Annotated in this window: 20 protein-coding genes and 2 riboswitches; of the genes, 9 read left to right on the top strand and 11 right to left on the bottom strand. The window is 69.8% G+C overall.

From position 1 onward, the window contains the following. Nucleotides 1-346 precede the first annotated feature (346 nt). From metE to KOI35_RS49410, 5 genes are all read right to left on the bottom strand, one after another. Nucleotides 347-2,578, bottom strand: coding sequence for a 5-methyltetrahydropteroyltriglutamate--homocysteine S-methyltransferase (metE, locus tag KOI35_RS26840; protein WP_215791382.1), 2,232 nt, complete (start codon nt 2,576-2,578; stop codon nt 347-349). Between the two features lie 100 nt (nt 2,579-2,678). Further along, a riboswitch (cobalamin riboswitch) is annotated at nt 2,679-2,890 on the bottom strand. 370 nt (nt 2,891-3,260) lie between these two features. Next, entirely contained in the window at nt 3,261-4,307 is a 1,047-nt protein-coding gene (locus KOI35_RS26845; RefSeq protein WP_215791383.1) for a ribonucleotide-diphosphate reductase subunit beta, read from the bottom strand. Continuing rightward, nucleotides 4,304-6,697 (bottom strand): ribonucleoside-diphosphate reductase subunit alpha, encoded by a 2,394-nt coding sequence (locus tag KOI35_RS26850; RefSeq protein WP_215791384.1) that lies wholly within the window; start codon nt 6,695-6,697, stop codon nt 4,304-4,306. The genes KOI35_RS26845 and KOI35_RS26850 overlap by 4 nt, the downstream gene beginning before the upstream one ends. A gap of 115 nt (nt 6,698-6,812) precedes the next feature. Continuing rightward, nucleotides 6,813-7,024: riboswitch (cobalamin riboswitch) on the bottom strand. A gap of 171 nt (nt 7,025-7,195) precedes the next feature. Continuing rightward, nucleotides 7,196-8,005 carry a phosphotransferase gene (locus tag KOI35_RS26855; RefSeq protein WP_215791385.1) on the bottom strand — a complete coding sequence of 270 codons (810 nt, stop codon included), beginning with the start codon at nt 8,003-8,005 and terminating at the stop codon, nt 7,196-7,198. A 66-nt stretch (nt 8,006-8,071) separates the two neighbouring features. After that, nucleotides 8,072-8,431, bottom strand: coding sequence for a glycine-rich domain-containing protein (locus tag KOI35_RS49410; RefSeq protein ID WP_498371308.1), 360 nt, complete (start codon nt 8,429-8,431; stop codon nt 8,072-8,074). Between the two features lie 209 nt (nt 8,432-8,640). Here KOI35_RS49410 and KOI35_RS26865 point away from each other — a divergent pair, with 209 nt between their 5' ends. The 3 genes from KOI35_RS26865 (at nt 8,641) to KOI35_RS26875 (ending at nt 10,739) form a co-directional block, all read left to right on the top strand. Then, nucleotides 8,641-8,889: a CGNR zinc finger domain-containing protein gene (locus KOI35_RS26865; RefSeq protein WP_215791387.1), complete on the top strand. Its 249-nt coding sequence runs from the start codon at nt 8,641-8,643 to the stop codon at nt 8,887-8,889. A gap of 117 nt (nt 8,890-9,006) precedes the next feature. Continuing rightward, a complete protein-coding gene (locus tag KOI35_RS26870) occupies nt 9,007-9,798 on the top strand; it encodes an alpha/beta hydrolase (protein ID WP_215791388.1) in 792 nt (263 codons plus the stop codon). Next, a complete protein-coding gene (locus KOI35_RS26875; protein WP_215791389.1) occupies nt 9,795-10,739 on the top strand; it encodes an alpha/beta fold hydrolase in 945 nt (314 codons plus the stop codon). The genes KOI35_RS26870 and KOI35_RS26875 overlap by 4 nt, the downstream gene beginning before the upstream one ends. Here KOI35_RS26875 and KOI35_RS26880 read toward each other — a convergent pair. Then, nucleotides 10,723-13,389: a helix-turn-helix transcriptional regulator gene (locus tag KOI35_RS26880; RefSeq protein WP_215791390.1), complete on the bottom strand. Its 2,667-nt coding sequence runs from the start codon at nt 13,387-13,389 to the stop codon at nt 10,723-10,725. The genes KOI35_RS26875 and KOI35_RS26880 overlap by 17 nt on opposite strands. A gap of 77 nt (nt 13,390-13,466) precedes the next feature. Between KOI35_RS26880 and KOI35_RS26885 the strand changes: the two genes are divergently transcribed. The 6 genes from KOI35_RS26885 (at nt 13,467) to KOI35_RS26910 (ending at nt 21,703) form a co-directional block, all read left to right on the top strand. Further along, the gene (locus KOI35_RS26885) at nt 13,467-13,970 is read left to right on the top strand and encodes a hemerythrin domain-containing protein (protein WP_246613805.1); all 504 of its coding nucleotides are present in this window, start codon (nt 13,467-13,469) and stop codon (nt 13,968-13,970) included. Between the two features lie 427 nt (nt 13,971-14,397). Further along, the gene (locus KOI35_RS26890; RefSeq protein WP_215791392.1) at nt 14,398-14,736 is read left to right on the top strand and encodes a trypco2 family protein; all 339 of its coding nucleotides are present in this window, start codon (nt 14,398-14,400) and stop codon (nt 14,734-14,736) included. A gap of 14 nt (nt 14,737-14,750) precedes the next feature. After that, entirely contained in the window at nt 14,751-17,180 is a 2,430-nt protein-coding gene (locus KOI35_RS26895) for a VMAP-C domain-containing protein (RefSeq protein WP_215791393.1), read from the top strand. A 12-nt stretch (nt 17,181-17,192) separates the two neighbouring features. Next, nucleotides 17,193-18,191 (top strand): AAA family ATPase, encoded by a 999-nt coding sequence (locus KOI35_RS26900; RefSeq protein ID WP_215791394.1) that lies wholly within the window; start codon nt 17,193-17,195, stop codon nt 18,189-18,191. Beyond that, the gene (locus tag KOI35_RS26905) at nt 18,178-20,652 is read left to right on the top strand and encodes an SAV_2336 N-terminal domain-related protein (RefSeq protein WP_215791395.1); all 2,475 of its coding nucleotides are present in this window, start codon (nt 18,178-18,180) and stop codon (nt 20,650-20,652) included. The genes KOI35_RS26900 and KOI35_RS26905 overlap by 14 nt, the downstream gene beginning before the upstream one ends. Before the next feature lie 7 nt (nt 20,653-20,659). Beyond that, nucleotides 20,660-21,703: a TRAFAC clade GTPase domain-containing protein gene (locus KOI35_RS26910; RefSeq protein ID WP_215791396.1), complete on the top strand. Its 1,044-nt coding sequence runs from the start codon at nt 20,660-20,662 to the stop codon at nt 21,701-21,703. Nucleotides 21,704-21,716: 13 nt separating this feature from the next. Here the strand turns inward: KOI35_RS26910 and KOI35_RS26915 are convergent, their stop codons facing one another. From KOI35_RS26915 to KOI35_RS26935, 5 genes are read right to left on the bottom strand one after another with little or no spacing between them, the layout of a single operon-like run. Beyond that, nucleotides 21,717-21,920, bottom strand: a complete 204-nt coding sequence (locus KOI35_RS26915) for a hypothetical protein (protein WP_215791397.1) — start codon at nt 21,918-21,920, stop codon at nt 21,717-21,719. A 46-nt stretch (nt 21,921-21,966) separates the two neighbouring features. Further along, nucleotides 21,967-23,772, bottom strand: coding sequence for a hypothetical protein (locus KOI35_RS26920; RefSeq protein WP_215791398.1), 1,806 nt, complete (start codon nt 23,770-23,772; stop codon nt 21,967-21,969). Between the two features lie 57 nt (nt 23,773-23,829). Continuing rightward, nucleotides 23,830-24,534: a response regulator transcription factor gene (locus KOI35_RS26925; RefSeq protein ID WP_215791399.1), complete on the bottom strand. Its 705-nt coding sequence runs from the start codon at nt 24,532-24,534 to the stop codon at nt 23,830-23,832. Beyond that, nucleotides 24,531-25,694, bottom strand: coding sequence for a sensor histidine kinase (locus KOI35_RS26930; protein ID WP_215791400.1), 1,164 nt, complete (start codon nt 25,692-25,694; stop codon nt 24,531-24,533). Before KOI35_RS26930 ends, KOI35_RS26925 begins: the two co-directional genes overlap by 4 nt. Before the next feature lie 2 nt (nt 25,695-25,696). Further along, nucleotides 25,697-26,278, bottom strand: a complete 582-nt coding sequence (locus KOI35_RS26935; RefSeq protein WP_215791401.1) for a hypothetical protein — start codon at nt 26,276-26,278, stop codon at nt 25,697-25,699. Between the last annotated feature and the right edge of the window lie 73 nt (nt 26,279-26,351).

Genomic DNA, 26,351 nt, shown 5'->3' on the forward strand with positions numbered 1-26,351 from the left:
CAAGCGGACGCTAATCCCCACTTCAAGGTTGTTGCAAGAGCTTGGCGACAGCGTGATTCATGCAACGACGCACCCGGCTCCGAGCTCCTGACCGCGAGTGACCCGCCGGGTGGCCGCCGACCACGTCCGGGTGGCCATGCGCCGACAGGGTCATCTCGGAGGCCGTCGGCGGCCGGCCGGGCTGAGTCATGCGCGTGGGTGTGCGATGGCGTCGGCGATGCGCGGCTCGACCGACCGGACCACCTCGAGGGCGGACCGGAAAGCGGCGGATTCGTGGTTCACGAGGAAACTCCAGGGTGAAGGGCCGGGCGGGCCTCGGCAAAGACCCGCCCGGCGTTCGGAGGGTTCAGCTGCCGCGGACCTCGGCGGCCGCGGCCACCAGGTGCTTCAGCGACGCCTCGACCTCGGCGTACCCGCGCGTCTTGAGACCACAGTCGGGGTTGACCCACAACCGGCGGGCCGGAACCGCGCTCACCGCCCGGCGTACGGCGTCGACCACCTCGTCCTGCGACGGCACCCGCGGCGAGTGGATGTCCCACACGCCCGGCCCGACACCGCGGGAGTAGCCGATGGCCGCGAGGTCGTCGAGCACCTCCATCTTCGAGCGGGATGCCTCGATGCTGGTCACGTCGGCGTCGAGCGCGTCGATGGCCGTGATGACCTCGCCGAACTCGGAGTAGCACAGGTGGGTGTGGACCTGGGTGTCGTCGGCGACGCCGCTGGTGGCGAGTCGGAACGACCCGACGGCCCAGTCCAGGTACGCCTTCTGGTCCGCCTTGCGTAGCGGCAATGTCTCACGCAGAGCCGGCTCGTCGACCTGAATGACCTTGATGCCGGCCGCTTCGAGGTCGACGGTCTCGTTGCGCAGGGCGAGCGCGACCTGATCGGCGGTGTCGGCGCGGGGCTGGTCGTTACGCACGAACGACCACGCCAGGATCGTGACCGGGCCGGTGAGCATGCCCTTGACCGGCTTGGCGGTCAGCGACTGGGCGTAGGCCGACATCTCGACCGTCATCGGCGCCTTGCGGGCCACGTCGCCGTAGATGATCGGCGGGCGAACACAGCGCGAGCCGTACGACTGGACCCAGCCGAGGTGCGTGGTGGCGAACCCGTCGAGCTGGTCGCCGAAGTACTGCACCATGTCGTTGCGCTCGGGCTCGCCGTGCACCAGCACGTCGAGGCCGAGCCGCTCCTGCAGCCGGATGACCTGCTCGACCTCGTTGCGCATGCGGGCCGCGTAACCGGCCTCGTCGAGCGTCCCGGTGCGCAGCTCGGCGCGGGCCTTGCGCAGCTCGGCGGTCTGCGGGAACGAACCGATCGTCGTCGTCGCCAGGTCGGGCAGGCCGAGCCGCTGCTGCTGGGCCGCGGCGCGCTCGTCGTACGAGCCGCGCTGCCGGTCGGCCGGGGTCAGGGCGGCGAGCCGGTCCCGCACCGACGTGTTGCGCCACGACGCGGGCGTCGGCGGCAGCGGGGCGGGCAGGCTCGCGGTGCCGTCGCGCAGGGCCTTGCCGAGCAGCACGACCTCGTCGACCTTCTGCCGGGCGAACGCGAGCCGGGCGTACAGGTCGGGGTCGAGGTTCTTCTCGACGGACAGGTCGACCGGCACGTGCAGCAGCGAGCACGACGTCGACACGGCGACGTGGTCGGCCAGCCCGGCCACGGTCGCCCCGGTGGTGGCGGCGGCGCGCAGGTCGGTACGCCAGATGTTGTGCCCGTCGACCAGCCCGGCCACGATCGTCTTGCCGCCCAGCGGTCCGGCCGCGGTGAGCCGGGCCAGGTTGCCCGGCCCGGCCACCAGGTCGAGGCCGAGCGCCTCGATCGGCGTGTCGAGCAGGGCCGGGAGGGCGTCGCCGAGCTCACCGAAGTAGGTGGCCACGAAGATCTTCGGCCGTCGCTCCAGGCCGGCCAGGCGGTGGTAGACCGCCCGCAGCGCGTCGATCTCCCCGGCAGTGCGGTCGGTGACGTAGGCCGGTTCGTCCAGCTGCACCCACTCGACACCGGCGTCGGCGAGAAGACCGAGGATTTCCCCGTACGCGTCGGTCAGCTCACCCAACCGGTCGAAGGGGCTCACGCCCTTGGCCAGCAGCAGGAACGTGGCCGGCCCGACGAGCACCGGCCGGGTCGTGATGCCGAGCGCGGCGGCCTCGGCGTACTCGCGCAGGGCCTTCTCCGGCCGGGCCCGGAAGATGGTCTCCTCGTCGATCTCGGGGACCAGGTAGTGGTAGTTGGTGTCGAACCACTTGGTCAGCTCGAGCGCGGGCTCCTCGTCGACGCCGCGGGCCATCGCGAAGTAGGTGTCCAGGTCGGACAGTCCGAGCCGTTCGAACCGGTCGGGGATGGCGCCGACCGCGACGGCGGTGTCGAGGACCTGGTCGTAGTAGGAGAACGTGTTGGACGGGATCGCGTCGAGGCGGGCGTCACGCAGGGTCTGCCACACCTCGGCCCGCAGCGTTTTTGCGGTGGTTTCCAGCTCTTCCGAGGAGACGCGGCCGGCCCAGTAGGCCTCGACGGCCTTCTTCAGCTCGCGGTTCGGGCCGATACGGGGGTAGCCCAGGACGGTGCTCTGACCGAAAGACAACAGGGGTCCTTCCCTCGAAGTGCCCGGCGGGCAGGGAAGGGGAAGGCACGCGCAAGCGCAGCCCTGGTCCTCCCGAGGGACCGCCGGCGGCGCACACCGGTCGGCGTGCGCAGCGCTGGCAGGTCTTCGGACTCGTGGGCGCCCAACTCGTGCCTACCGGCTGTCGCTTCCCAGACGCCTCAGTGGCGTCCAGTGCTTGATGACGGCTTTCGTTCCCACTCACCGCTGCGGGGCAGTCCCGGTCTCACACCGGGTTCCCTCTTACGACACCCCGCCTGGCGGACAGGGCGAACCAGCACCACCCGACATCGTACGGTGCGCGCCGCGACGATCGGTGAAGGCGTCCGCCGTACGGGATATGGGTTGGCCGGTTCGTGGTTCACTGGTCGTCTGTTGTCCGTTGCGCGGGGAGGGTGCCGCATGGGCCGGAAGATCGACAGACGCACTGTGGTGATCGAGGGCCGCGAGATGGTCGCCGTGCGACCCGCGGATTTCGAGCGACTGGACGCGTCTCGCCGTCAGGTCGGCGCACGGTCCGCCCGCTTCGCGCGGTGACGGTGACCTTGTGCCAGCCGCCGTCGCGCATCAACGCCGCGACCCGGTCGGTGAGCCGACGATCCGTTGTCGTCATGATCGAAGGTGTTGCGGCCGGCGCCAGGAGCCTGACGCCGGCCGCAACTTCTCAGAAGTCGTCGTCGAAGCTGACGCTTCCGGTCACGCCGACCTGGTAGGCCGAGACGCGTCGCTCGAAGAAGTTCGACAGCTCCTGCACGTCCTGCAGCTCCATGAACGCGAACGGGTTCTTCGAGCCGTAGATCGGCTCGATGCCGAGCGCGGACAGGCGGCGGTCGGCCACGTGCTGCAGGTACTCGCGCATGTCGGTCAGGGACATGCCGGAGACGCCCTGTTCGAGCAGGTCGGCGGCGAACTGCACCTCGCACTCGACGGCCTCGGAGAGCATGTCGCGCACCTGCTGCTGCATGTCGGCGTCGAACAGGTCCGGTTCTTCCTGCCGTACGGTGTCGACCACGTCGAACGCGAACGCCATGTGCATGCTCTCGTCGCGGAACACCCAGTTCGTGCCGGACGCCAATCCCTGCAGCACGCCGCGCGAGCGCAGGAAATAGACGTACGCGAAAGCGCCGTAGAAGAAAAGGCCCTCGATGCACGCGGCGAAACAGATGACGTTGAGCAGGAACGCCCGCCGGTCCTCGCGCGTCTTCAGCTCGCGCATCTCGTAGATCGAGTCGATCCACTTGAAGCAGAACTCGGCCTTCCGCGCGATCGACGGAATGTTCTCGACGGCCGAGAAAGCGGCCGTGCGTTCGTCGAGGTCGGGCACGTAGGTGTCGAGCAGGTTCAGATAGAACTGAACGTGCACGGCCTCCTCGAACAGTTGCCGAGACAGGTAGAGCCGGCCCTCGGGCGAGTTCACGTGCTGGTAGAGGTTGAGCACGAGGTTGTTCGCCACGATCGTGTCGCCGGTGGCGAAGAACGCGACGAGCCGCGACACGAGGTGCTGCTCGGCGGGGGAGAGGCGCTGCAGGTCGGCGAGGTCGGAGTGCAGGTCGACCTCTTCGACGGTCCAGGTGTTCTTGATGGCGTCCTTGAACCGGTCGAAGAAGTGCGGGTAGCGCATCGGCCGCAGGGTGAGGTCCATGCCGGGGTCGAGAAGCATCTGGTGCTTCTTCTCGGCGGGCGCGGTGCGGGGTTCGGGAATGGTGGTCACTGGCAGGCCTCGCAGCTTTCGGGGTTTTCCAGGGAGCAGGCGAGCGCTTCCTCGTCGCTGACGGCCTTCACCGTCGGAAGCGTCGTGACCGCGGCCGGAGCCACCGCCACCGTCGCCTGCTGAATGCGCGTCGCGGGGCGCGAGCGCAGGTAGTACGACGTCTTGAGACCGGCCTTCCACGCGTACAGATACATCGAGGAGACCTTGCCGATCGTCGGCGCGCTCATGAACAGGTTGAGCGACTGCGACTGGTCGATATAGGGCGCTCGCGCGGCAGCGAGGTCGATCAGCGCCTTCTGCGGGAGTTCCCAGGCCGTACGGAACACCTCGCGCACGTCGGCGGGCAGCTCATTGATCGCCTGCACCGACCCTTCGGCCCGCTTGATCTGCTCACGGATCGGGGCCGTCCACAATCCGCGAGCCTTCAGTTCCCGTACGAGATAGGAATTGATCTGCAGGAACTCGCCCGACATCGTCTCGCGCTTGAACAGGTTGGATACCTGCGGCTCGATGCACTCGTAACAGCCCGCGATCGACGCGATGGTGGCCGTCGGAGCGATCGCGATCATCAGCGAGTTACGCAGCCCGTGCTCGCCGATCGCGGCCTTGAGCGCCTTCCAGCGCTTGCTCTGCGACGGCTTCGCGCCCCACAGCTCGTGATGCAGATAGCCGTTCGCCGCGCGCGTCTCGGAGTACGCGGGGTGCGGTCCGAACCGTTCGGCCAGCTTCACCGAGCTCTCCAGCGCGGTCAGGAAGATCTCCTCCTGGACGCGGGTGGACAGCTCCTTGGCCGCCTCGGAGTCGAACGGCAGGCCCAGGGTGAAGAACGCGTCCTGCAGACCCATCAGCCCGAGCCCGACCGGACGCCACCGGGGGTTCGACCGGCCGGCCTGCTCCGACGGGTAGTAGTTGATGTCGATGACCCGGTCGAGGAAGACGACCGCCGTCCGAACCGTCTCGCGCAGCTTCTCCCAGTTCACGCCGCCGTCGGCGGTCGTGTGGGCGCCCAGGTTGATCGAGCCGAGGTTGCACACCGCGGTCTCGTCGTCCGAGTTCACCTCGAGGATCTCGGTGCACAGGTTGGACAGGTGGATCGTGTTGCCGGGCGCGCCGGTCTGGTTGGAGAGCCGGTTGGACGGGTCCTTGAACGTCATCCAGCCGTTGCCGGTCTGTGCGAGCGTGCGCATCATCCGCCCGTACAGGTCGCGGGCCTTGACGGTTTTGACCGCGTTCTTCTCGGCTTTTTTATATGCGTCGTCGAACGCCTCGCCGAACAGATCGGGCAGCTCAGGGGCGTCTGAGGGGTCGATCAGCGACCAGTCGCCGTCGGCCTCCACGCGGCGCATGAACTCGTCGGGGATCCAGTTGGCCAGATTCAGATTGTGCGTACGCCGGGAGTCCTCCCCGGTGTTGTCGCGCAGCTCGAGGAACTCCTCGACGTCCGGGTGCCACGGCTCGAGATAGACGCACGCCGCGCCCTTGCGCCGGCCGCCCTGGTTGACCGCCGCCACGCCCGCGTCCAGCGTCTTGAGGAACGGCACGATCCCGTTCGACTTGCCGTTCGTGCCCCGGATCAGCGCGCCACGCCCGCGCACCCGCGACCACGAGATGCCGATGCCGCCGGAGAACTTCGACAGCTTGGCCACCTGGTGGTAGCGCTCGTAAATGGAGTCGAGCTCGTCCTTGGGCGAGTCGACCAGGAAGCAGGACGACATCTGGGTGTGCCGGGTGCCCGAGTTGAACAGCGTCGGTGAGCTGGGCAGATAGGCCAGGCTCGACATGAGCTTGTAGAAGCCGATCGCCTCGGCCGGCGTCTCGGACAGGCCACACGCCACGCGGAGCAGCCAGTACTGCGGTGTCTCGACGACCAGGCGGCTCTGGGGGTGGCGCAGCAGGTAGCGGTCGGCCACCGTACGCAGGCCGAAGTACTCGAACCGCAGGTCACCGTCGAGGTCGATCGCGTCGTCGAGCTTGCGCGCGTTACGGCGCACGAACGCGGCCGTCTCGTCACCGATCAGACCCTGCTGGTGCGCATAGCGGATCGACTGGGAGAAGCTCGCCACCTCCTGCAGGCGAACTTCCTTGTCCACGTACGCGGCGAGCAGCCGGGCGGCCAGCTTCGAGTACTGCGGCTCCTCGCCGATCAGCTCGGCCGCCGTCTGAATGGACAGTTTGTCCAGCTCAGCCGTCGTCGCACCGTCGTACAGCCCGCTGATCGTCTTGGTCGCGACCCGCAGCGGGTCCACCTCGTCGAGGTCGGCGACCCACCGCTCGACCGCCTTGACGATCTTGTTGACGTCGACCGTCTCGAGGTCGCCGTTGCGCTTACGCACCTGCATGACGTGCCGCCGCTGTTCCGGCACGGATGTCTTGTCCTGTGTGACCGTCATCTCCCGCGTCCCCCCAAAACCTGTGAAGGCGCGCAGGAGGACGCCACCGGCCCGTGAAACCCGGCCGGCTGGTGGCGTCGGCCGTCCCACGCGGCCTTCGACCGCCGCACACCGGTCGGCGTGCGGCGCGCTGGCAGGTCTTCGGACTCGTGGGCGCATGACACGCTCCTACCGGCCGTCGCTTCCCAGGCTCTGCGGAGCCCAGTGCTTCGTTGACGGCTTTCGTTCCCACTTACCGCTGCGGGGCAGTCCCGGATTCACACCGGGTTCCCTGTTGCCTCGGACGCCACTTCACGCGGCGCCCGAACCAGCTGCGAGCAACACCATATATGGGTGAGCCTCAACGCAAGCAACACCAGATGGTGTGTCGGGCGTGTCGCGTCTCACTGTCACCCGGCTCTCGCCTTGAGTGACCGCAACGCTGCCTCGGAACGCCGACGCGTGCGCTGGCAATGCCGATCGGGGCCAGATGAGCTTCCCCCGCTTTGATGGAGCGACTTATTGCGGCTGTTTGAGGCGGTGCTGTACCCACGCGCCGCTGGCTGTGGCCATCTCGGCCAGATGGGGTGCGTCGGCACTGGTGTCGCGTAGCTTTCGTGACAGTTTGGCGAGCGCTGCAGCGAACGCGTCGACGGCTTCGGGGGAGGCTTCTGTCCAGGTCGGGAGTGCGGCGGCCCAGGATTCGGCCTGGGTGGGTGTGTGGCCGGCGCGGATGAGTCGGACCAGCATGCGGGCGGTATCGAGCCAGATTGCCCCGCGGCATGGCATCGACCAGTCGACGACCTGGGCGTGGCCGTCGGCGATGAGGAAGTTGTTGTGGGTCATGTCGGTGTGCAGCAGTGTGTCGCCGTCAATGAGGGCGGGGTCGAGTAGGCGTCCCCATCGGGCGGTGGCTGGTTGGATGTTGACCGGTGGGCATGGGGTGAGTGCCTTGGCCATGCGGGTCAGGGTGCGGGCGATGACGGGCAGGTCCGGCGAGCCGGGGCGTAGGTCCGCGCTGGTGCCGGGGACGTGATCGAAGGCGGCGACTAGCCAGCCGTCCGCTTCGGCGCTCCAGCGCAGCCTTGGGGCTAGGTCGCGGGGGAGGTGTTGGTTGAGGCGTATCTCGTTGCGGAGGAAGCCGGTCTGGTCGGTGTCGAGCCGAGCGCCTTTGCAGAAGGCCAGGCTGCCGTCGTAAGCGGTGAGCGTCGCCGCGAAATCGGCGTTCGATCCGGCGCCCGGGTCCTGGACGTCCTTGAAGGGTCCCTCGTGGTCGGTGATCAGGTTACGGAGCGCTGGGGGGAGCTGATCCCATTGCTGCCGGGCCATGGTGCTCTCCGTCCACACGTTGGTGCCGGAGACCAGCGTACGGTCCCCGGCACCAACGTGGGCGGATCAGCGGGTCGGGCTGTCGGTGCATCCGGCGTGGCATTGAGTGCACTTGCTGCTGCAGTCGGCAGCCGTCGGCCAAAGGTCCACGTCGAGGGTGAACCCGGCCCTGCGGATCGCGGTCACGGTGTCCGTCAGGGTGGTCGGGATGGTCGGTGGGGTGCCGCCTTGGTCGGTGGGGTCGTCGTCGGGGACGTGGTGGATGAACCGGCCGGCTACCCGCTGGCAGAACGCGGCGTAGTCGACGGTGTAAAGGATAAAGGTGTGCCAACCGATGTCGACGAGTTCGGACGGGCCGAGCGGCTGAGTGGCGATTGCACTGGTGCCGAGGAAGGCGAGGGCCTGATCGAGGATCCGCTGCGGCATGCCACCGGCGAGTTCGGGGTGCTCGGCGGTGATCCGGTCAGTCAGGCGATCGAAGAGTTCGGGGTCGATCAGGGTGTGACCGTGGACGAGACCGTCGGCCAGCGCAGTGGTTCATCACATCCGACCCTCGAGACATCGCCACGGTGATGACCGCCTGACGCGAGGCTCTGGGCGTCGCGGACGTGGCGCCGGCCCTGCCTCTCACTCCTATGTCGGCGAACGTCGCAGCGCACCTCGCGCTGGCGGTCGCCGACCTGCTCGACCGTGATCGGCCGGAACTGCGCCGGTGCGACGGCGACGGTTGTGGATGGCTTTTCCTGGACACCACCCGCAACCACAGCCGGCGCTGGTGCGATCCGGCCGATTGCGGCAATCGCGCCCGGGTGCGCGCGTACACCAGGCGGCAGCAGGCAGCACGTCCGGCGGCAAGCCCGGACAGCCCCCCATCGACCATGTGAGTGATCTCGGAGCGAGCGGCAATCGCGAGGCCCGGCCGCCGCTTCGAGCGAGTCGGGCCCTGGTGTCCGTCAAAAGACGTACGCGAAGCGCCAGGCGCCGTCCCTAGCGTTCCGGGTATGCGGAAACCTGTCATCTTCATCCATGGCCTCTGGCTGCACGCGTCGTCGTGGCAGCCGTGGGTCGAGCTGTTCGCCGAGCGGGGCTACGAGCCCGCCGCGCCGGGCTGGCCCGGTGACGCCGGCACCGTCGAGGAGACCCGGGCCGACCCGGATGCGCTCGCCGGGCACGGCATCGACGACGTCGTCGCGCACTTCGCCGGGATCTTCGAGTCGCTGCCGGTCAAACCGATCGTGATCGGTCACTCGTTCGGCGGCATGATCGCCCAGAAGCTGCTCGGTCTCGATCTGGCCGATGCCGCCGTGGCCATCGACGCCGCCCAGATCAAGGGCGTGCTGCCGCTTCCGTTGTCCACGCTGCGCTCGGGCTTCCCGGTTCTCGGCAACCCGGCCAACAGCGGCCGGGCCGTCTCGCTGACGGCCGAGCAGTTCCGGTACGCCTTCGGCAACGCCATCTCCGAGGCCGAGTCGCAGGAGCTGTACGACCGCTGGTCGATTCCGGCCCCGGGCAAGCCGCTGTTCGAGGCGGCCGCCGCCAACTTCAACCCGCACTCGCCGGCCAAGGTCGACACCGGTAACGAGTCGCGGGGCCCGCTGCTGCTGATGGCCGGCGGCCGGGATCACACCGTGCCCGAGGTGGTCGTGCGGGCCACCCTCAAGCAGTACCGCCACTCGCACGCGGTCACCGACATCGTCGACTTCCCGGACAAGGCGCACTCGCTGACCATCGACGCCGGCTGGCGCGAGGTCGCCGAGACCGCGCTGACCTGGCTGAAGGAGCAGGGCCGATGAAGAAGTGGGCGCTCGCGGCAGTGCTCGTCCTCGCGGCCTCGTTGATTCCCGGTGCCGCCGTGGCCCACCCCCGCGGTCCGGAGCGGATCCCGGCCGGCTTCACCGAGCAGAAGGTCCGGGTGGGCTCGGTCGGCATCAACTACGTCCGCGGTGGTCATGGCCCGGTGCTGGTGCTGGTCCACGGATACCCGGAGACCTGGTACGAGTGGCACGAGATCATGCCGGCGTTGGCCCGGCACTACACGGTCATCGCGCCCGACCTGCGCGGCGCCGGCAAGAGCGACGCCCCGCGCGGCGGGTACGACAAGAAGACGATGGCGGCCGACATCCACGGCCTGCTCGTGCGGCTGGGCCTGAACTCCGACATCCGGATCGTCGGGCACGACATCGGCACCATGGTCGCGTACGCCTACGCGGCGGCCCATCCCACCGAGGTCCGCAAACTGGTGCTCAGCGAGGCTCCGATCCCCGACGACGAGATCTACTCGTTTCCGGCACTGACCGCCAACGGCCCCGGCCCCTGGCAGTTCGGCTTCTTCCTGCTGCGCAACGGCCTGCCCGAGCAGACCGTCGACGGCCGTGAGGAGCAGTGGGTGCAGGGCTTCACCGACCATCTCGAGGTGGTCAAGGACGGTGTCGGCCCGGACGACGTCAAGGTCTTCGCCAAGTATCTGAAGGACGACGCCCACCTGCGGGCCAGCTTCGAATGGTTCCGGGCCTTCCCGACCGACATCGCCGACAACAAGGTCTACCAGCAGACCAAGCTGACGATGCCGGTGCTGGCCTTCGGCGCCGACCACAGCCTGCAGCGGTTCTCCGAGACCCAGGTTCCGAAGTACGCCACCGACAGTTCGTTCGCCGAGATCGCGAACTCCGGGCACTGGATCTACGAGGAGCACCCGGAGGAGATGACCCGGCGGCTGCTCACGTTTTTGAAGTAGCCAGGGCCTCGGCCAGACCGGCCCGCGACCGCACCCCGACCTTCGGATAGATGCGGTAGAGATGAGTGCTGACCGTCCGCGGAGAGACATAGAGCTGCCGGGCGATCTCCTGGTTGCTCAGTCCGCGGGCGGCCAGCTGGGCGATCTGCAACTCCTGGGCGGTCAGTTCCCCCGTACGGTCCTCGCCGCGGTTGACGGTTTCACCGGTGGCCCGCAGCTCGCGGCGGGCCCGTTCGGCCCACGGGGCGACGCCCAGGGCGGTCAGCGTCTCCCACGCCGCCCGCAACACCGGCCGCGCCTCGGTGGGCCGGCGCTGACGCCGCAGCCACTCGCCGAGGGCGAGCTGGATCCGGGCGCGCTCGAACGGCCACCCCGCGAGGTCGGCCTTGAGCGCCGCACGGAAGTCGCGTTCCGGGTCGTCGGCCAGCAACGCCTCCGCGTAACTGAGATGCACGGTCAGCACCGGCCACGGCGCGGAGGCGGCCAGGGCGCGGCATTCCTGCACGATCAGATCCAGCTCCGGCAGGCGTTCGGCCAGGTGGCCCGCCTCGGCGAGGTGGGCCAGAGCAACCAATCGGACGTACGGATGGTGGGCCTCGTCCTGCGGGTCGAAGATCCGGCGCAATTGCTCGAACGCGTCCAGGGGCCGGCCGTCCGCGAGGAGCGCGACCCCCCGGACCATCGTGATCACCGACCGGAACGGGTGCCGGCCGCCGGAGTGCAACGCCTGCCCGGCCTGATCGGCGTGACCGGTCGCGGCCGTGGTGTCGCCACGCAACGCCTCGGCCAGACCGAGGCAGAGCTTCGCACTGATCGCCCCGACGAAGTCCCTGACCTCGAGCGAGAGTCGTTCGGCCTCCTCGCCCGCGACCACGGCCAGCCGCACCTCGCCGGAGTGCGCCGCGATCCACGCCTGCGACTTCAACGCGAACAGCAGCGTGTTGAAGTGGCCGCTGAACCGTGCGCCGGCGACGGCGTCGGCCAGCAGCAGGGCGGCCGAGGGGTGGTCCCCGATCGCGGTCGCGGCCTCGCCCAGCTCGAACAGCCGATCGGGATGGCTGGGTGGCGCCGCCACCTTCGCGGCCAGCCGTTCCACGAGCTGCGCGGCCCGCTCGGTCGGCGCGTTGTGCGCGAGCACCCGGATCAGGCGCGGGTCGTCGGCCGGGATGGTCAGCCGGTCGATCAGGGCGAGGATGTCGGCCCGTCGCTCCGGGGGCGGCGGATCCCACCAGTTGCGCAGAGCGAACAGGGTGAGGGCGTCCAGGGCGAGCTCGTCGTCGCCGTTGTCGATGATCCGCTCGACCGCGTCGAACAGCCGGGCGTGCCGGGTCTTGCCGGACCAGCCCTCACCGAGGACGGCCTCGCGCATCCACAGGAACCGCACCTGCTGGCTCGCGTCCAGCTCGAGTCCGGCGATCGTGCGGAGCAGGCTTTCGCTGAGCGGCCGGTCACCGCGCCGCATGGCCGTGGTAGCGGCCCACATCAACCGGTCCGCCCGCGCCTGCGGGTCCTCGGTCAGTTCGGCGGCGCGCTGCCAGGCAACGACGGCGGTGTCGAGGGCGCCACCGCGACCGGCTCGTCCGGCCAGCTCGGCCATCCGCCGGCCCAGCTCCTCGTCACCGCCCAGAGCGGCCGCGGCGAGATGCCACGTGGTCCGGTCGCCGTCAGCGGGCAGGACGCGCGCCAGGGCGGCGTGCGCGGCGAGGCGTTCGGCCACGGTCGCCGCCTGCCGCACCGCCGAGCGGATCAACGGGTGCCGGAACTGCACGCTCACCCCGTCACTGGTGAGCAGGCCCGCGGCCAGCGCGGGCAGCAACGTGTCCAGCGTGGCCGGGCGCGCGGCCGCCAGCACCTCGTCGAGCTGATCCTCGTCGTCGACCGCCACCACCAGCAGCAGCGACCGGGTGAGCGCGGGCAGACCAGCCACCACCGTCGCGTACGTGCGCTCGAGCCGCTCGGTCAGCGGCAACGACTCGGGCAGCGCGTGCTGGTCCAGCCGACCGGCCGTGGCCGACAGCTCGATCAGGCCCAGCGGGTTCCCATCGGCCTCCGCGATCACCCGGCGGCGCACGGCCGGCGGCAGGTCGGCGGCGACCCGGTCGAGCAGCGACCCGGCCACGTCCTCCGGCAGCGGGCCCACCGTGAGCTCGGGCAGCCCGGACCCGGCCAACCGGGCCGCGGCTTCCTCACCCTCCCGAACCGCCACCAGCAGGAACAGCGGCTCATCGGCGAGCCGGCGCCCGAGGAAGGCCAGTGCCTGCCAGCTCTGCCGGTCGATCCACTGAGCGTCGTCCACGATCAGGCCGATCGGCCGGTCCGAGGCGGCCGAGCTCAGCAACTCCAGCGCCGAGATCCCCACGGCGTGCGGCTCACCGTCGGTGATCGGGTCTGCTCCCAGGGGCGCCAGCAGTTGCCGGAGCGCCGCGAACGGAAGGCGCGTCTCGGCCTGCACGCCGGTCACCGACAGGACGCGGATCTCTCGCTCGTGCGCGAGCTCCCGGGCCGTACGGAGCAAGGCGCTCTTGCCCATGCCCGCCGCCCCGCGGAGGACGAGGGCGTCGCCCGCGGGCGCGGACACCCGGGTCAGCACCGACGTGATCCGGCCCCGTTCCTCGTCCCGCCCGACCAGCAGTTCTTCCAAGATCTTCACCACCCGGGGGCCAGCCTCGCACATCCGCCGCGGGTGTCGCCCGCCGTGGGCCGGTGCACGGCCGTAGCGTGCTTGTCATGGATGACATCACCGCGCTGATTCTCGAGGACCACCACCGGTTCCGGGTCGGCTTCGCCCGGCTGGACGACGCGCAGACCCCGCAGGAGCTGGAAGCCATCTGGACGCCACTCGCCCTGCATCTCGACATCCACGCCGACGCGGAGGAGGAGATCCTCTATCCGCACCTGCTGACCGACGCGGGTGGCGACGAGGCCGAGGAGGAGACCGACGACGCGATCCGCGACCACAACAAGATCCGCGACGGCATCGAGGCGGCGGGCAAGCACCCGGTCGGCTCGGACGCCTGGTGGAAGGGGGTGTGGCAGGCGCGCACGGAGAACAGCGAGCACCTGGCCGAGGAGGAGGACGAAGTGCTCCCCGACTTCCGCAAGCACGCCAGCCGGGAACTGCGGCTCGACCTCGGAGCCCGCTGGCTGCGCTTCTTCGCCGAGCACCCGCAGGGCGAAGGCCTGTCGTTCGCCGACAAGGACCCGGCCAAATACATAGCCGAGAACAGCTAGGCGGCTTTACGCATGGCGTACGCGTGCGCTTCCAGTCCGGAGATTGTCGGCTGGATCGGACCGGTCGGCTCACGCTTTGTTTCGTCGTGGCGGCGCTCTCTATGACAGCGGCCGCTCGGTTCAGGGAGCCGGTCCTCGCGGACGTCGGGGTGCGGATCGGTTGGTGGCGTCTGCCTGATGGGCGAGGTCGATCGGCTGATCGTCTTCGGGCAGCCGGACAGGAACCGCATCCTGCCAGCCGACGTCCGGTGAACTGGCTATTGCGGGAGGCGACCTAAACGGTGATCGGAGAAGCTTCGAGATCGGTTGAGAGTTCGCCAAACCTCGTGACCGTTCCAACGTCGTGAATCTTGACCGCCGCTGTTGTACGGCGGAGTTGTCCTATCGGACCCTGCTGCGGTGCCGTCAGATGAGGTATGAAGCCGATATGGACGGTTCGGAAAGGCTGGCCGGAGGCGGCCTGCTGCGTGGGGACCTGTTGCTCGCCGATGCGCTCGAAAGCCTGCGTGACCAGCTACGCGAGGCGGTCGAGCGGGCTCAGGGAGCGGATCTGTCGTTTGCCTGCGAGAGCGTCGAGGTGCAGTTGCAGGTCGTCGTGACCGCCACTCGTAAGGGTGAGGCCAAGGCGGGATTGTGGAGTGTGGTCACCGTCGGCGCGGGTGTCGACAACGCGACCGCTGCGACCCACCTCGTCAAGCTCGTCCTCAAGCCTGAGGTCAACGGCGACGGTGTCCAACGCAAACTCAAGCTGAGCGACGAGAGCTGAGCGTCGAGCGCCGGATGATCCCCGATGTCCACACCCGTGTCGTCGAGGTGCTGCGCGCACCCGGCGGCCGTGGTACGGGCTATGCCGTCACCGCCGATCTGGTGCTGACGGCCGCGCACGTCGTCGCGGACGAGACCGGCGTCCGAGTCTTGAGCCGTGGTGGGGAACTGCCGGGTACGGTCATCTGGCGGCATCCGGGGCTCGACGCGGCCCTCGTCCGGGTGCCGGGCCGGCCCTGGCACGGTATCGACACCAGTTGGGGCACGCTGTCGGGTGTGCAGCCCGTGCGGTGCACCGCGATCGGCTATCCGCAGGTGCAGCGCTCGGAGGACGGCACGCTCGCCGAGGAACAGCTCGACGGGTTCATCATGCCTGCGACCGGGCACCGGAGCGGCCGCTACGCGATCAACGTCGTCAGTGCCCTGCCGTACGAGGTGCGGCTCGACCGGTCACCGTGGTCGGGCATGTCCGGCGCGGCCGTTCTCAGCTCCGACGGCCGTCATGTGCTAGGTCTGCTCACTGACGACCCGACCGGCTTCGAGCCGTCTCGCCTGGAGGCCGTCCCGGCCGACGGCCTGCTCGGCGAGGCGGGCTTCGTCGATCTGATCCGGACCGAACTGGCCCGGCCGTTGACAGTCACGGACGTGTCGGCGAGCGAGAGCCGGCCCTGGCCCGGCGCCGAGGCGCGTGGGTCGTCGTGGGCCTGGCTGGCCTGCCTGGAGTCCGGCGACGGCAAGCCGCTGGGCCTCGGGTTCCTAGTCGACGCGACCCATGTGGTCACCCGCGCGCAGGCGATCGAGGGCCACAGCCTGGTCCGGGTGACGTTCCCGCATGCCGCCGTGGCGGTGTCGATCGAGGCCGGCGTCGACTTCCGGGGCCCGTGGAACGATGAACGGTCGGACGGGGATGTCGCGGTGGTACGTCTCGCCGTGCCCGTCCCGATCGTGCCCGCGGTGCTGGCCAGTCCGACGGAGCTGCGGGACCGCCGTCTCGGCGCCGTCACCGGCGAACTGCTCGTGCACGGATTTCCGCACGGCCCAGGCCAGGCCGGCGTCGACATTCGGGTGTGCGCGCCGTACGACGTGCCGGGCCGCACCGAACGGGTGACCCTCGAGCCCCTCGGCTCACGCCCGGTCCCGATGGCCGAGGGCTTCGGGGGGTCGGCGGTGACCTTGGCCGACAGCGGGGCCGTCGTCGGGATGCTGGTGGGCGGGATGCCCGTCACCGGTGGTGGGTTCATGCTGCCCCTGGACGTCCTCCGGTCCTACTGGAGCCCGCTGGCCGACCTGCTGCCGCTCGGCACCCTTGCCCGGGAAGCCGCGCAGGATCTCCGGCGGGTGCTCGACCGCGTCCGGGTCGACGCCTCGCCGTACGCGATCTACCACAGCAGCCTTCCGTCCGGCATCGGACCGGTGCCGCCGCCACTACCGACCCTGTGGGAGGCGGCCCGTTTCGTCGCCGAGGAGCTGATCGCGCCCAGCGGCGATCCGGCCGGTGGCCCGCTGGCCCGTTTCTGTCTCGCCCTACTGCGCCGCACCGACTCGGCCCGCTGGCACGGCGAATTGCGCAGCTGGCTCAAGACCCATCTGTCGGTGGACGACGACGCCGGTCCGGCGGCCGCCACGGCCCGGCCGGGCACCGGGTCCGTCGTCGTCCGGGTCACGCCGAGCGCCGATGACAGCCAGGTCTCGCTGACGGTCACCTCCTCAGGCGATCACGGTGGTCACGTGCTGCTCTCGGGCCGGCGACCGGTCGGCGCGGTCCGGTTCGACGTCGAGCAGGTGCTGCCTGAGGCACTCGAGCGGATCCCGGAGCGCGTTGCCCCGGAGGACGTCCTGATCCGGTTCGAGCTTCCGTTGTCGTGGCTGGGCAAGCCGGTGGACGAGTGGCGTGCCGGGGACCGGGACGCGATGCCGATCGGCTTGACCTATCCAGTCGTCGTCCAGGACCTCGGCTTGGCCGGCGTGGCGGCCGACCGATCCCGGCTGGTCCGTCGGCGTTGGCAGCTCCTCGGCGGGCAGACGACCTCGGAGATCCGGGCGACCCGCTGCGCCGATAGCCGTGATCGCCGCGGCCTCGCTGCCTGGCTGACCGGCGACCCGCGCAGCATCCTGACCCTTCCCACACCGCCGCGGAACCCCGAGTCGGACAAAGCGGTACGCGCTGCGCTCAGCGTCGGTCTGCCGGTCATCCTGTGGCCGCGAACCAAATGCGCCGACGAGCACGGTGGCGACGCGGGCTGCGATGGTGCCCGGTTCGTCGAGACACTCCGGCGGGCACTGGGGCCGACCGCGCCCCGGAACCTGCCCGATCGCGTCCGCGAGCTACGTGTTGCGGCCGTGTCCGCCCGTGACGAACTGGCCCGGTGCCGGTCGGTGACCCTGTTCTGGCACGACCCCGACACGAGACCGCACGAGGCCGGCCGGCTCGAGCTGGCCCAGTAGCGAGGGATACCGATGACCTGGCAGATCTACGAAGGAACCGGCCGGCCGCACGACGGCATCACCCGGTTGCCGGAGCCACCTCCGTGGCGGCAGTTCGACGGTGGGCCGGTGTTGCCCCGGCCGCACACCGCCGTGACCACCCAGCGTCGGGCCGAGCAGCACCAGGCCGAGGCCTACCAGCCCGAGCCCGAGACCGTCGAACTGGTCAACGCGGCTCTCTACCTGCGCCGGCCGTTGCTCGTGACGGGCCTGCCCGGCGTCGGCAAATCCACCCTGGCCTACGCGATCGCCCACGAGCTGCGGCTCGGTACCGTGCTGCACTGGCCGATCACCAGCCGCACGACCCTCAAGGACGGCCTCTATCACTACGACCCGCTGTCCCGCCTGCAAGCGGTGCAGCAGGGCGCCGACGACCTCGGCACCTACCTGCGACTGGGCCCGCTCGGCACGGCGCTGCTGCCCTACGAGCATCCCCGGGTGCTGCTCGTCGACGAGGTCGACAAGAGCGACCACGACCTGCCGAACGACCTTCTCACGATTTTCGAGAAGGGCGACTACGAGATCCCCGAGCTGATGCGGGTCGCCGCCGAGCAATCTGACTGGTCGGTGCCGATCGCCGGCAGTACCGATCGGGTCATGATCACCAACGGCACCGTCCGATGCCGCGCCTTTCCCCTGGTCGTCATGACCAGCAACGCCGAGCGTGAATTTCCGCCGGCCTTCCTGCGCCGGTGCATCCGCCTAGAGGTGAAGGAGCCGGGGCCCGAGCAGCTTGACCGGATCGTCCGCGCCCACCTCGGCGACCTGGCCGACAGCAGCGCCGATCTGATCCAGCGGTTCCTCGAACGACGTTCCGTGGGCGACCTGGCCACCGATCAGCTCCTGAACGCGATCTATCTGCTGCACCGCGCGGATTCCCCGGTCGACCGGCACGCCTTGGCCGACCGCATCTTCTCCTACCTGTCCCCGGACCTCACGGATGACCGCGAGCTCGACCATGACGCCCTTTGACCGCGTCCGGCACGTCCTCGCCGGCGTAGTCGCCGACCGGCTGACGGCGGTCGAGGTCGCCGACCTGTTGTGGCTGGCGGCGCACGTCGACGGCCACCCGGCACCCACGCCGGTCGCCACCTCGCCGGATGCCGCCCCGGCCGGTCCGGCATCGCCCGGCGGCGCCCCCGGCCCGATCGAGCGACCGGCATGGCCCGCCGGCCCGCCCGAAGCGCCGCCGGCCCGCCAAGGCTTGCACGCCCGGCCCTGCGGGGACGGCCCCGCTTCGGGCGGGTCGTTCCGGTCGCTGGCCGTGCCCTTGGTCAGCGCCCTGCACGACCGGTTGGCGTTGCAACGGGCGTTGCGCCCGCTCAAGCGACGAGTCCGGTCAACGCACGGGGCCATCCTCGACGAGACCGCCACCGTCGAGAACATCGCCGACGACCGGCTGCGTTCGGGCCGCCGGACGACCCGGGTCGCCCTGATCCCGGCCGAGGAGCGATGGCTGCGCCTCGACCTCGTCGTGGACACGAGCCCCAGCATGACCATCTGGCGTGAGCACGCAGCCGAGCTGGAACGCCTGCTGATCCAGCTCGGAGCGTTCTCGACCGTACGACGGTGGTCGCTCGATCCTCGGCCGGGCCGGCCGGTCATCGGCCCGTCAGGGACAGCCGGACACCGGCTGCCTCCCTCGGCCATCCACGGAACCACTGGCCGCCAGGCCGTTCTCGTGCTGAGCGACTGCTCCGGTGAGGGCTGGTGGCGCGGCACGGCCGGCCGGGTGCTGGCCGAGTGGGGCCGCCGCGCGCCGGTCGCCGTCGTTCAGCCCCTGCCCGAGCACCTGTGGAGCCGCACGGCCGCGCCGGCCGTTCCCGGCACGATCAAGGTGGTCCGGCCGGGACTTCCCAACGCGCAGGCGTCGTTCACGCCGTCTCTCGACTTCGCACGGGTAGACGTGGCCGGCGTCGGCACGCCGGTCCTCGAACTGGCCGCGCCGTGGTTCGCCGGGTGGGCCGCCACCGTGGCTGGAGCGCCCAGCGCCGGCTTCCCCACCGCAGTCGCTCATCTGGGCGGACCGGTCCGCTCCACGACGAGCGCCGCCGCGGGCTTCGCTCTCACCCCGGAACAGCGGGTGCTCCGCTTCCGGGCATCGGCCTCACCCGAGGCGTTCCGCCTGGCCGGCTACATCGCCATGACCGTGCCGTCCCTCCCGGTGATGCGGCTGGTCCAGCACGCGGTGTTCGGTCGCAGCGTCCCCGCGCACCTGGCCGAGGTGATTCTGAGCGGGCTGTTCCGGCCCGATCCGTTGCGCGCGACCGAGTTCACCTTCGTCGAAGGCACGGCTGAACTGATGCTGAGCACGCTGACCCGATCACAGTCGCTGAGCGCGGCGGAGGTGTTGCGAAGCATCTCCCGGGTGATCGAGGAGCGGGCCGGGTCGGCTGGCGCGGGCTTCTCCGCGCTGCTGGCTCAGCCCGGGGCGGCTGGCTCAGCCCAGGGCCGGGCCGGGCGCAGGTTCGCTCTGCTGCGCCCGGAGGCGCTGGCCCGCATCGCTCCACCTCCCGTGCCGGCCGGTACCGCCCCGATGGCCGGTACCGCCCCGATGGCCGTGCCCGAGTCGGATCGAGACGCTGTGGAAACGCTGATCCGCGACGTCCGCGGCGCTCGGCGACGGATCCAGCTCACCGACGCCGGCGCGTTCACGACGCCGGGCTCGCGTCTGAGCCAGCGGCTGGTGTCGCACACCAACGGCCGGTTCTTCGTCCACAAGTCGGTGACGATCGAGGCCGGGCGAGCCGATCCGCGGCTGTACGACCGGCTGGACAACGAGATCCGGGCGACGGCTCACCTGTCCCGTGTCTTCGGCGGCGACGTCCCGCCTGAACTGCCGCGGCTGGCGGGCTACAACGTGGACGTCGCGGAACCGTTTCTGTTGTTCCTTCCGTACTCCGGCCAACCCGCGCCGAGTCCGGCTCTCGTCACCGATGGCTCGCAGCGTCGGCGTTTCGAGGTCAGCCTTCTCCGCGCCCTGCACTTCACGGCCCTGGCCGAGGTGGTGCACGGTGCGGTTACGTGGGAATCGCTTCGCTGGGACGGTACCAGCGTTCAGCTCGTCGATTTCGAGACCGCGTCGACCGGCGTCGACCGACCGGCGGACCCGCGGGAAGACGTCGCCGGCGCTGGGAGTGTCATACGCCTTGTGAGGGGCCAAGGCCGCCCTTCGTCTGAGCTTCACGACACGGAGCGCCTTCGAACCCTGCTCGACGGTGTGTTCCAGCCGACCGAACTGCGACCGACCGCCGCCGAACTGCTCCAACGGCTACGATCCGACGTGCCCCGACCTTTGATGGCCGACCACGACGCCGCCCTCGTCGAAGGATGGCGGAGATTCGACGCGATAGCACAGAGCCAACGGCCCGCAACGCCGGAGTCGCTTACGACCGGCCGCCGTCGCTGGTGGCAACGGAACCCGGGACGGTGACGCCCGCATGACGTCTCCTACGCCCCGGGTGGTTCAGTGCCCGATCTGCGCCGACGAGTTCCCGTCGGGTGGCCTCCCCCTGTCGGTTTTCGATGAGGAAAGCTTCTCCTACAACACGGTCGACGTTTCTCGCATGCCCCCGGCCCGGCAGGCTTACATCCGCAGTGGCGGATACATCCACTGCCCCAACCCGTCGGGCGACATGTCTGAGCACTATCTGCCGGCCGCCTACCTGGATCACCCCGATCCGCTCGTCGTCGCCCTGATCGGTCCGTCCATGTCCGGCAAGACCTACCTGCTCACCGCCATGATCAGCGAGGTGCTCCGCGGCGGCCTGTCAGGCTACGGAGTGGCGGCCAGCGTTATGGACTTCCGGTGGCACGAATCCTTCAGCCGGACACATCTGGAGCCGTTCGCCCGCGGGGAGATCCTGCCCGGCACGCGCAGCGGCATCATGGACGCGGCGACCATGCTGCTGCTGCGCTCCGCCGGCGTCACCCGCCCGGTGGCCTTCTTCGACGTCGCCGGGGAAGACCTCGAGAGCACGTCCGTGTTCGGCCTCTCTACGCGCTTCCTGAGTGCCACCAACGCCGCGATCTTCGTCCACGGCCTGGACGACTCCCCGGCCGGTCATGCCGCTTGGAGCTTCGAGCTGGCCACTGAACGGCTCCGGGCCATACCCGGCGGGGCGGATCGCCTCCCGGTGGTTATCGCCGTCACCAAGGCCGACCGCATGCGTTACCAGCCACCAGTCGACCGCTGGTTACGAGCCGTGGAGAGACCTCCTCTGGAGGCTGCCCGCATATACGCCCAGAGCCGTGACGTTTACGCCTACCTGCACAGCGTCGGTGCGCACGGATCGTTGCGGCCGTTCGAGGCGTTCAGACGGTGCACCCTGCACTTCGTCTCGGCGACCGGTGCCGACGAGGGCGCCGACCGCCGTTTGGAACGCGGCACCCGACCCGAGCAGGTCCTCAATCCCCTGGTCGCCCTGCTGGCGATGACCGGCGTGATACCCGGGCCCGAGGCCGGCAAGGTCGGCCTCCCCTGAACGGTCGAGCCGGTCAGGTTGTTTCGGCGGGGACCTCGGTCTTGGCCAGGCTCTGTACCGCGGGACCGTAGAACTCGTCGAAGTCGCCGATCACCCGGATCAGCTCGTCGACCGGGACGCCGCTCACCGAGCCGATCGGCCAGTCGTGGGTGCCGACGTAGTAGGTGGAGTCGGCGCCGGATTTCTTGAATCTGTCTTCGTCGGTCTTGCTGGTCATGGCTCCTCCGCGGCGGACCGGGCACCGCGGCTGTCACTGGAAGGGATCAACGGTCGCCGCGGCGTCCGACACGTTCACGGTAGCGCTTCGTGTCACCGCTATCCACGTGCACTTTGTGATCTGTCAGTTCGTCGTCGCGGGACGCCAGGTAGGCGAACTCCCAGCTGCGCATCAGGTAGAGGAAGCTGATCGTGCCGGCGTTCAGGATGCTGATCAGGGCCAGGATCGTCCAGCCGAGTGAGGCTATGCCCAGGACTCGCATTCCGGCCGGGTTCACCCCGTGCAGGTAGGGGAGTTGTGCCTTGTAGACCATGAACAGACCGCAGGCGGCCAGCGACGTCGAGGCGGTGACCATCAGCGAGAGGCGGGCGGCCAGGGTTCCCTCGAGCAGTTTGGCCGCGGTGGTGCCCTCGTAGCCCAGCCAGGCGGCCGCGATGGCTGGGAACACCAGGAGGAAGGCCGGCGCGTCGGTGCCAGGGTCGCCCGTGCTGGACGAGACGAAACCGATCAGCCAGATCAGTACGGTCGCCGACACGGCCGCCACGCCGGCTCGGAAGACCGATCCGGGCGGTGTCTCGAAGAATCGGAAGCGGACGCTCGGCAGGGAGTCGCCGCCGGTCAGGCCGGGGACCGGCTCGGGGAAGAACCGCGTGTAGAAGTGGGCGTACTGCTGGCCGGCCCGCCGCCGGAACCGGAAGTAGGGCGGTGCCGGGGGATTGCCGCTCGCCTGCAGCGTGACCTCCCGGATGCGCCGGTCGTGGGCCCGGCAGTAGGTGGTCAGCTGCGGAGATTTCTGAGAGCCGACGTACACGCCGTCCTGGCCGTCGACCAGCAGGTGATAGCTCTGCGCGGTGCACGCGTTTTCGAGCGGGACCGTGATGTCGACCGGCCGCGAACCGAGCAGCAGCCGGGCGCGGCCTTTCAACCAGGGGATCCAGCCGGAGCTGCGGTCGGCCAGCTGCAGCTGTGGAGTGATCTGCCGTTCGTAGGTCACGACGAAGCGGTTCTCGGCCGGCCACGGAACGGCCGCGACGACGACGTAGTTCGAGGCGAGCCGTTCGGCCAGGCCGGCCGCCATGTGGATGGCGCTCTCACCGGGGGCGTCGAGGGCCTTGAGCGCCCCGGCGCCGGAGACGTCCTTGTCCCGGCCGCGCCGCATGATGGCGGACAGCGCGAGATGTTCGGCGGCGAAGGCTTCGTGGTGCCGGGCCGGGTCGAGGGGCTCCCGGTAGGCGACGTTGAGCAGGGTCCGCAGCACCTGGGCGGTCAAGGTCAGATATTGCCGGTAGGACAGGATCGGCAGTTCCGCGCCGTCGGCCGCGAAGACCCGCAGGTTGTCGATCAGCAGGCCTTTTGGCGGGATCAGCAGCGGGAACAGGACGGTCGGGGGCGGACCGTCCGTCGTGCGGCTCCGCAGCACCTCGGGCAGATGGGCGTCGATGGTCACCCGCTGGGTCAGCGTGCGCTGGCCGGGCTCGTAGCGCTCCGTGAGCCGCTCGCGCAGGCTGGTCGGCGCCAGGGTCGCCATTGCGAAGGTCTTGGCCTGTTCGACGGTGAGGGCACCGGCCATTCCGGTGACGCCGGCTCCACGCTGGACCACATAGACGTAGCTGTTGGGCAGGGGCCAGATCTCGGTGTCGGCGTGCGATTCGATCAGGGGCCGGTAGTAGTTGCGGCGGGTGAGCAGGAAGAGCGTGATGACCAGAATGAGCAGCGCGGCCAGGCGCGTGCTGACCGACGCCAGCATTCCGGATCTCGGCGGGGCGCCCGCCACCAGGACGACGATCGCGGCCGCGCAGACGAGGAAGACGGCCAGGCGGACGGGCGCCCGCATCGGGCGGCGATCCGGCATGGTGTGCCCTTCCGACGGGTGGTGAGCCGAACGATATCGCTGACCGTTCCTGTGTGGTCACTGCTGGTCAGATGGTGCTGCTTCACCCTCCGATGTCCGGGGCGGGCGGACCAGGTGGTTCTGGTAGGCCACGACGATGGCTTGGGCGCGGTCATGGACGCCGAGTTTCATCAGGATCCGGCTGACGTGGGTACGGACGGTCGCCTCGGACAGGAACAACCGGACGGCGATCTCGCCGTTGCCCAGGCCGTAGGCCATATGGCGGAGAATCTCGCGTTCACGCGGGGTGAGCCGGTCCAGGATGCCCGGCAGCGGCTGTCCGGCCGTGGGCTGGGCCGTGATGCTGGCGATGACACCGCCGGTTACCACCGGATGCAGGTAATGATGTCCGGCGGCGACGGTGCGGATCCCGGCCGGCAGTTCGGCCGGGGAGCTGTCCTTGATGAGGAAGCCGGCCGCTCCGGCCCGGAGCGCCTCGTGCACGTTGTCGTTGTCGTGGAAGTTGGTCAGGATCAGGATCCGGGGCCGGTAGGTGTCACCGGCGGCGGGACTGAGCAGACGCCGGGTGGCCTCGATGCCGTTCATCACCGGCATCTGCAGATCCATCACCACGACGTCCGGGCGATGCACGGCGCACAGGTTCACGGCCTGCCGGCCGTCGTCGGCCTCGGCCACCACGTCGAGGTCGGGCTGAGCGGTGAGCAGCATCGCGATGCCGGCCCGGATGAGTGACTGGTCGTCGGCGAGCAGCACGGTGATCATGCGGCGAGCCTTCCGGTGGAGGCGGGGCCCGCGGCAGCGTTGCGGTGGTGCTGGTCCAGCGGGAGCCGGGCCTCCAGGACGAAGCCGTCGTCGGTGGGCTGGGTCCGTAGTGTTCCGCCGACCACGGCGATCCTCTCGTGAAGTCCCAGGAGGCCGTGCCCGCTGTTGAGCCGGCCGCGGCCGAGGCTGCGACGCCCGGACGGCCGGTCCTGGAGCCGGATGTCGAGGTGCTTGTCACCCCAGTGCAGGAGCAGCTCGACGGCGGTCCCGGGCCCGGCGTGCTTGAGGGTGTTGGTCAGGCCTTCCTGAACCAGCCGATAGGCGGCCAGGCTGGTGAAGTCGTCCAGCCGGCCGGGCTCGCCTCGCACCGTGGTCGCCGGAGTCAGCCCGTTGGCCCGGGCCCAGTCCAGCAGCTCGCCGATGTCGCGCAGTCCGGGCTGCCGGTCGAGATCGGGCGTGACGTCGCCGCCGGCCGAGCGGAGCAACCCGAGCAGGCGGCGCAGCTCGTCCATGGCCCGGACACTGCTCGTCTCGATCGCGTCGAGGGCCCGGGTGGCCCGGTCCGGATCGGCGGCGATCACGGCTCGGGCGCCCGCGGCCTGCAGCACGATCGCGCTGATCGCGTGCGTGACGATGTCGTGCAGATCGCGGGCCAGCCGCAGTCGTTCGGTGCGCAACGCGTCGCTGGTGGCCGCATCCTGCGCGGCGGCCGCGGCATAACGCCGGTAGCCGAGGGCCCACGCCGTGACGGTGATGACGAACGAGGCCAGCAGTTCGGGCCACGAGGACGACTCCGACAGGATCAGCTGCAGGAAGAACACGATCGTGGTGGCCGCCAGACCACCGCAGGAGAGGGCCGGTGAGCGTCGCGCGGCCAGCGCCTGGAGCGCCACCAGCGAACCGGCCAGCGGATAGGCGACTCCCAGCCACGGCACCGGCCACGACCAGGCGCCGGCGGACCAGGCCAGCTGCACCATCAGCACCAGGACCGGCCGTGTGCCCCGCAGATAGAGCGTGGCGAACACCAGTGCGCTCACCGCCAGGCTCGGTGTGCGAAATTCGGGGAGCATCTGCTCGTGGGCGACGTCGATCGTCCAGGCGATCACCGGCACGAGCAGGCTCATCGTGCGGCTGAGGCCGGTCCTCGTGGGTGTGCGCATACCTACCTGTTCTGTCCCAGCCACCTGCGCAGGCAGGCCACCCAGGTCGGTTTCGGGCGACGGTTGTGGCTGAAACCAGGATCCGGCTCGGGCGCCCGATCCGATAGCCACCCGAAAGTGAACGGGTACGGGCGCGGAACCTTCCCGAACCCGGTCCGGGCCTTGGCCGCGTGGTCGAACCAGGCGGGTGACGGGGGAGTGCATCGGGTCAGGACCTGGTCGGCCAGTACCGCGGCCGGGGCGTCGAAGTCGTCTGCCGTCCCGGGATGCCAGAGCCGGGTCCGGGAAAGATCCCAGTCCTCGAGGCCCGCCTCCACCACCAGATAGGAGCGGCATCCCGGCACGGTCAGGTGCAGTACGCGCGCGATGGATGCCTCCAGCAGCGAATCCCCCGGCTGCGCGGGTCCGGCCAGCAATCGCAGCGTCGCGGGCCACGACCGCGTGCCCGGTTCGGATTCCTCGGTGCTGAGCAGGGCCAGACCCGGGTCGATCAGCGTCCCCCAGGCCACGCTGCTGTGCTCCAGGTCGTCCAGGCCGGCCACCGGATGCAACGACACAAGAAGGGGAGAGTCAGGCGTTGTCATGTCCGAATTATTACTTATGTGACACAGAGGTAACGCCGTACGTCAGCTGCGGTAGCCGCGCATCACCAGCAGC

It is taken from the genome of Paractinoplanes bogorensis (assembly GCF_018829635.1).
Taxonomy (GTDB): Bacteria; Actinomycetota; Actinomycetes; order Mycobacteriales; family Micromonosporaceae; genus Actinoplanes; species Actinoplanes bogorensis.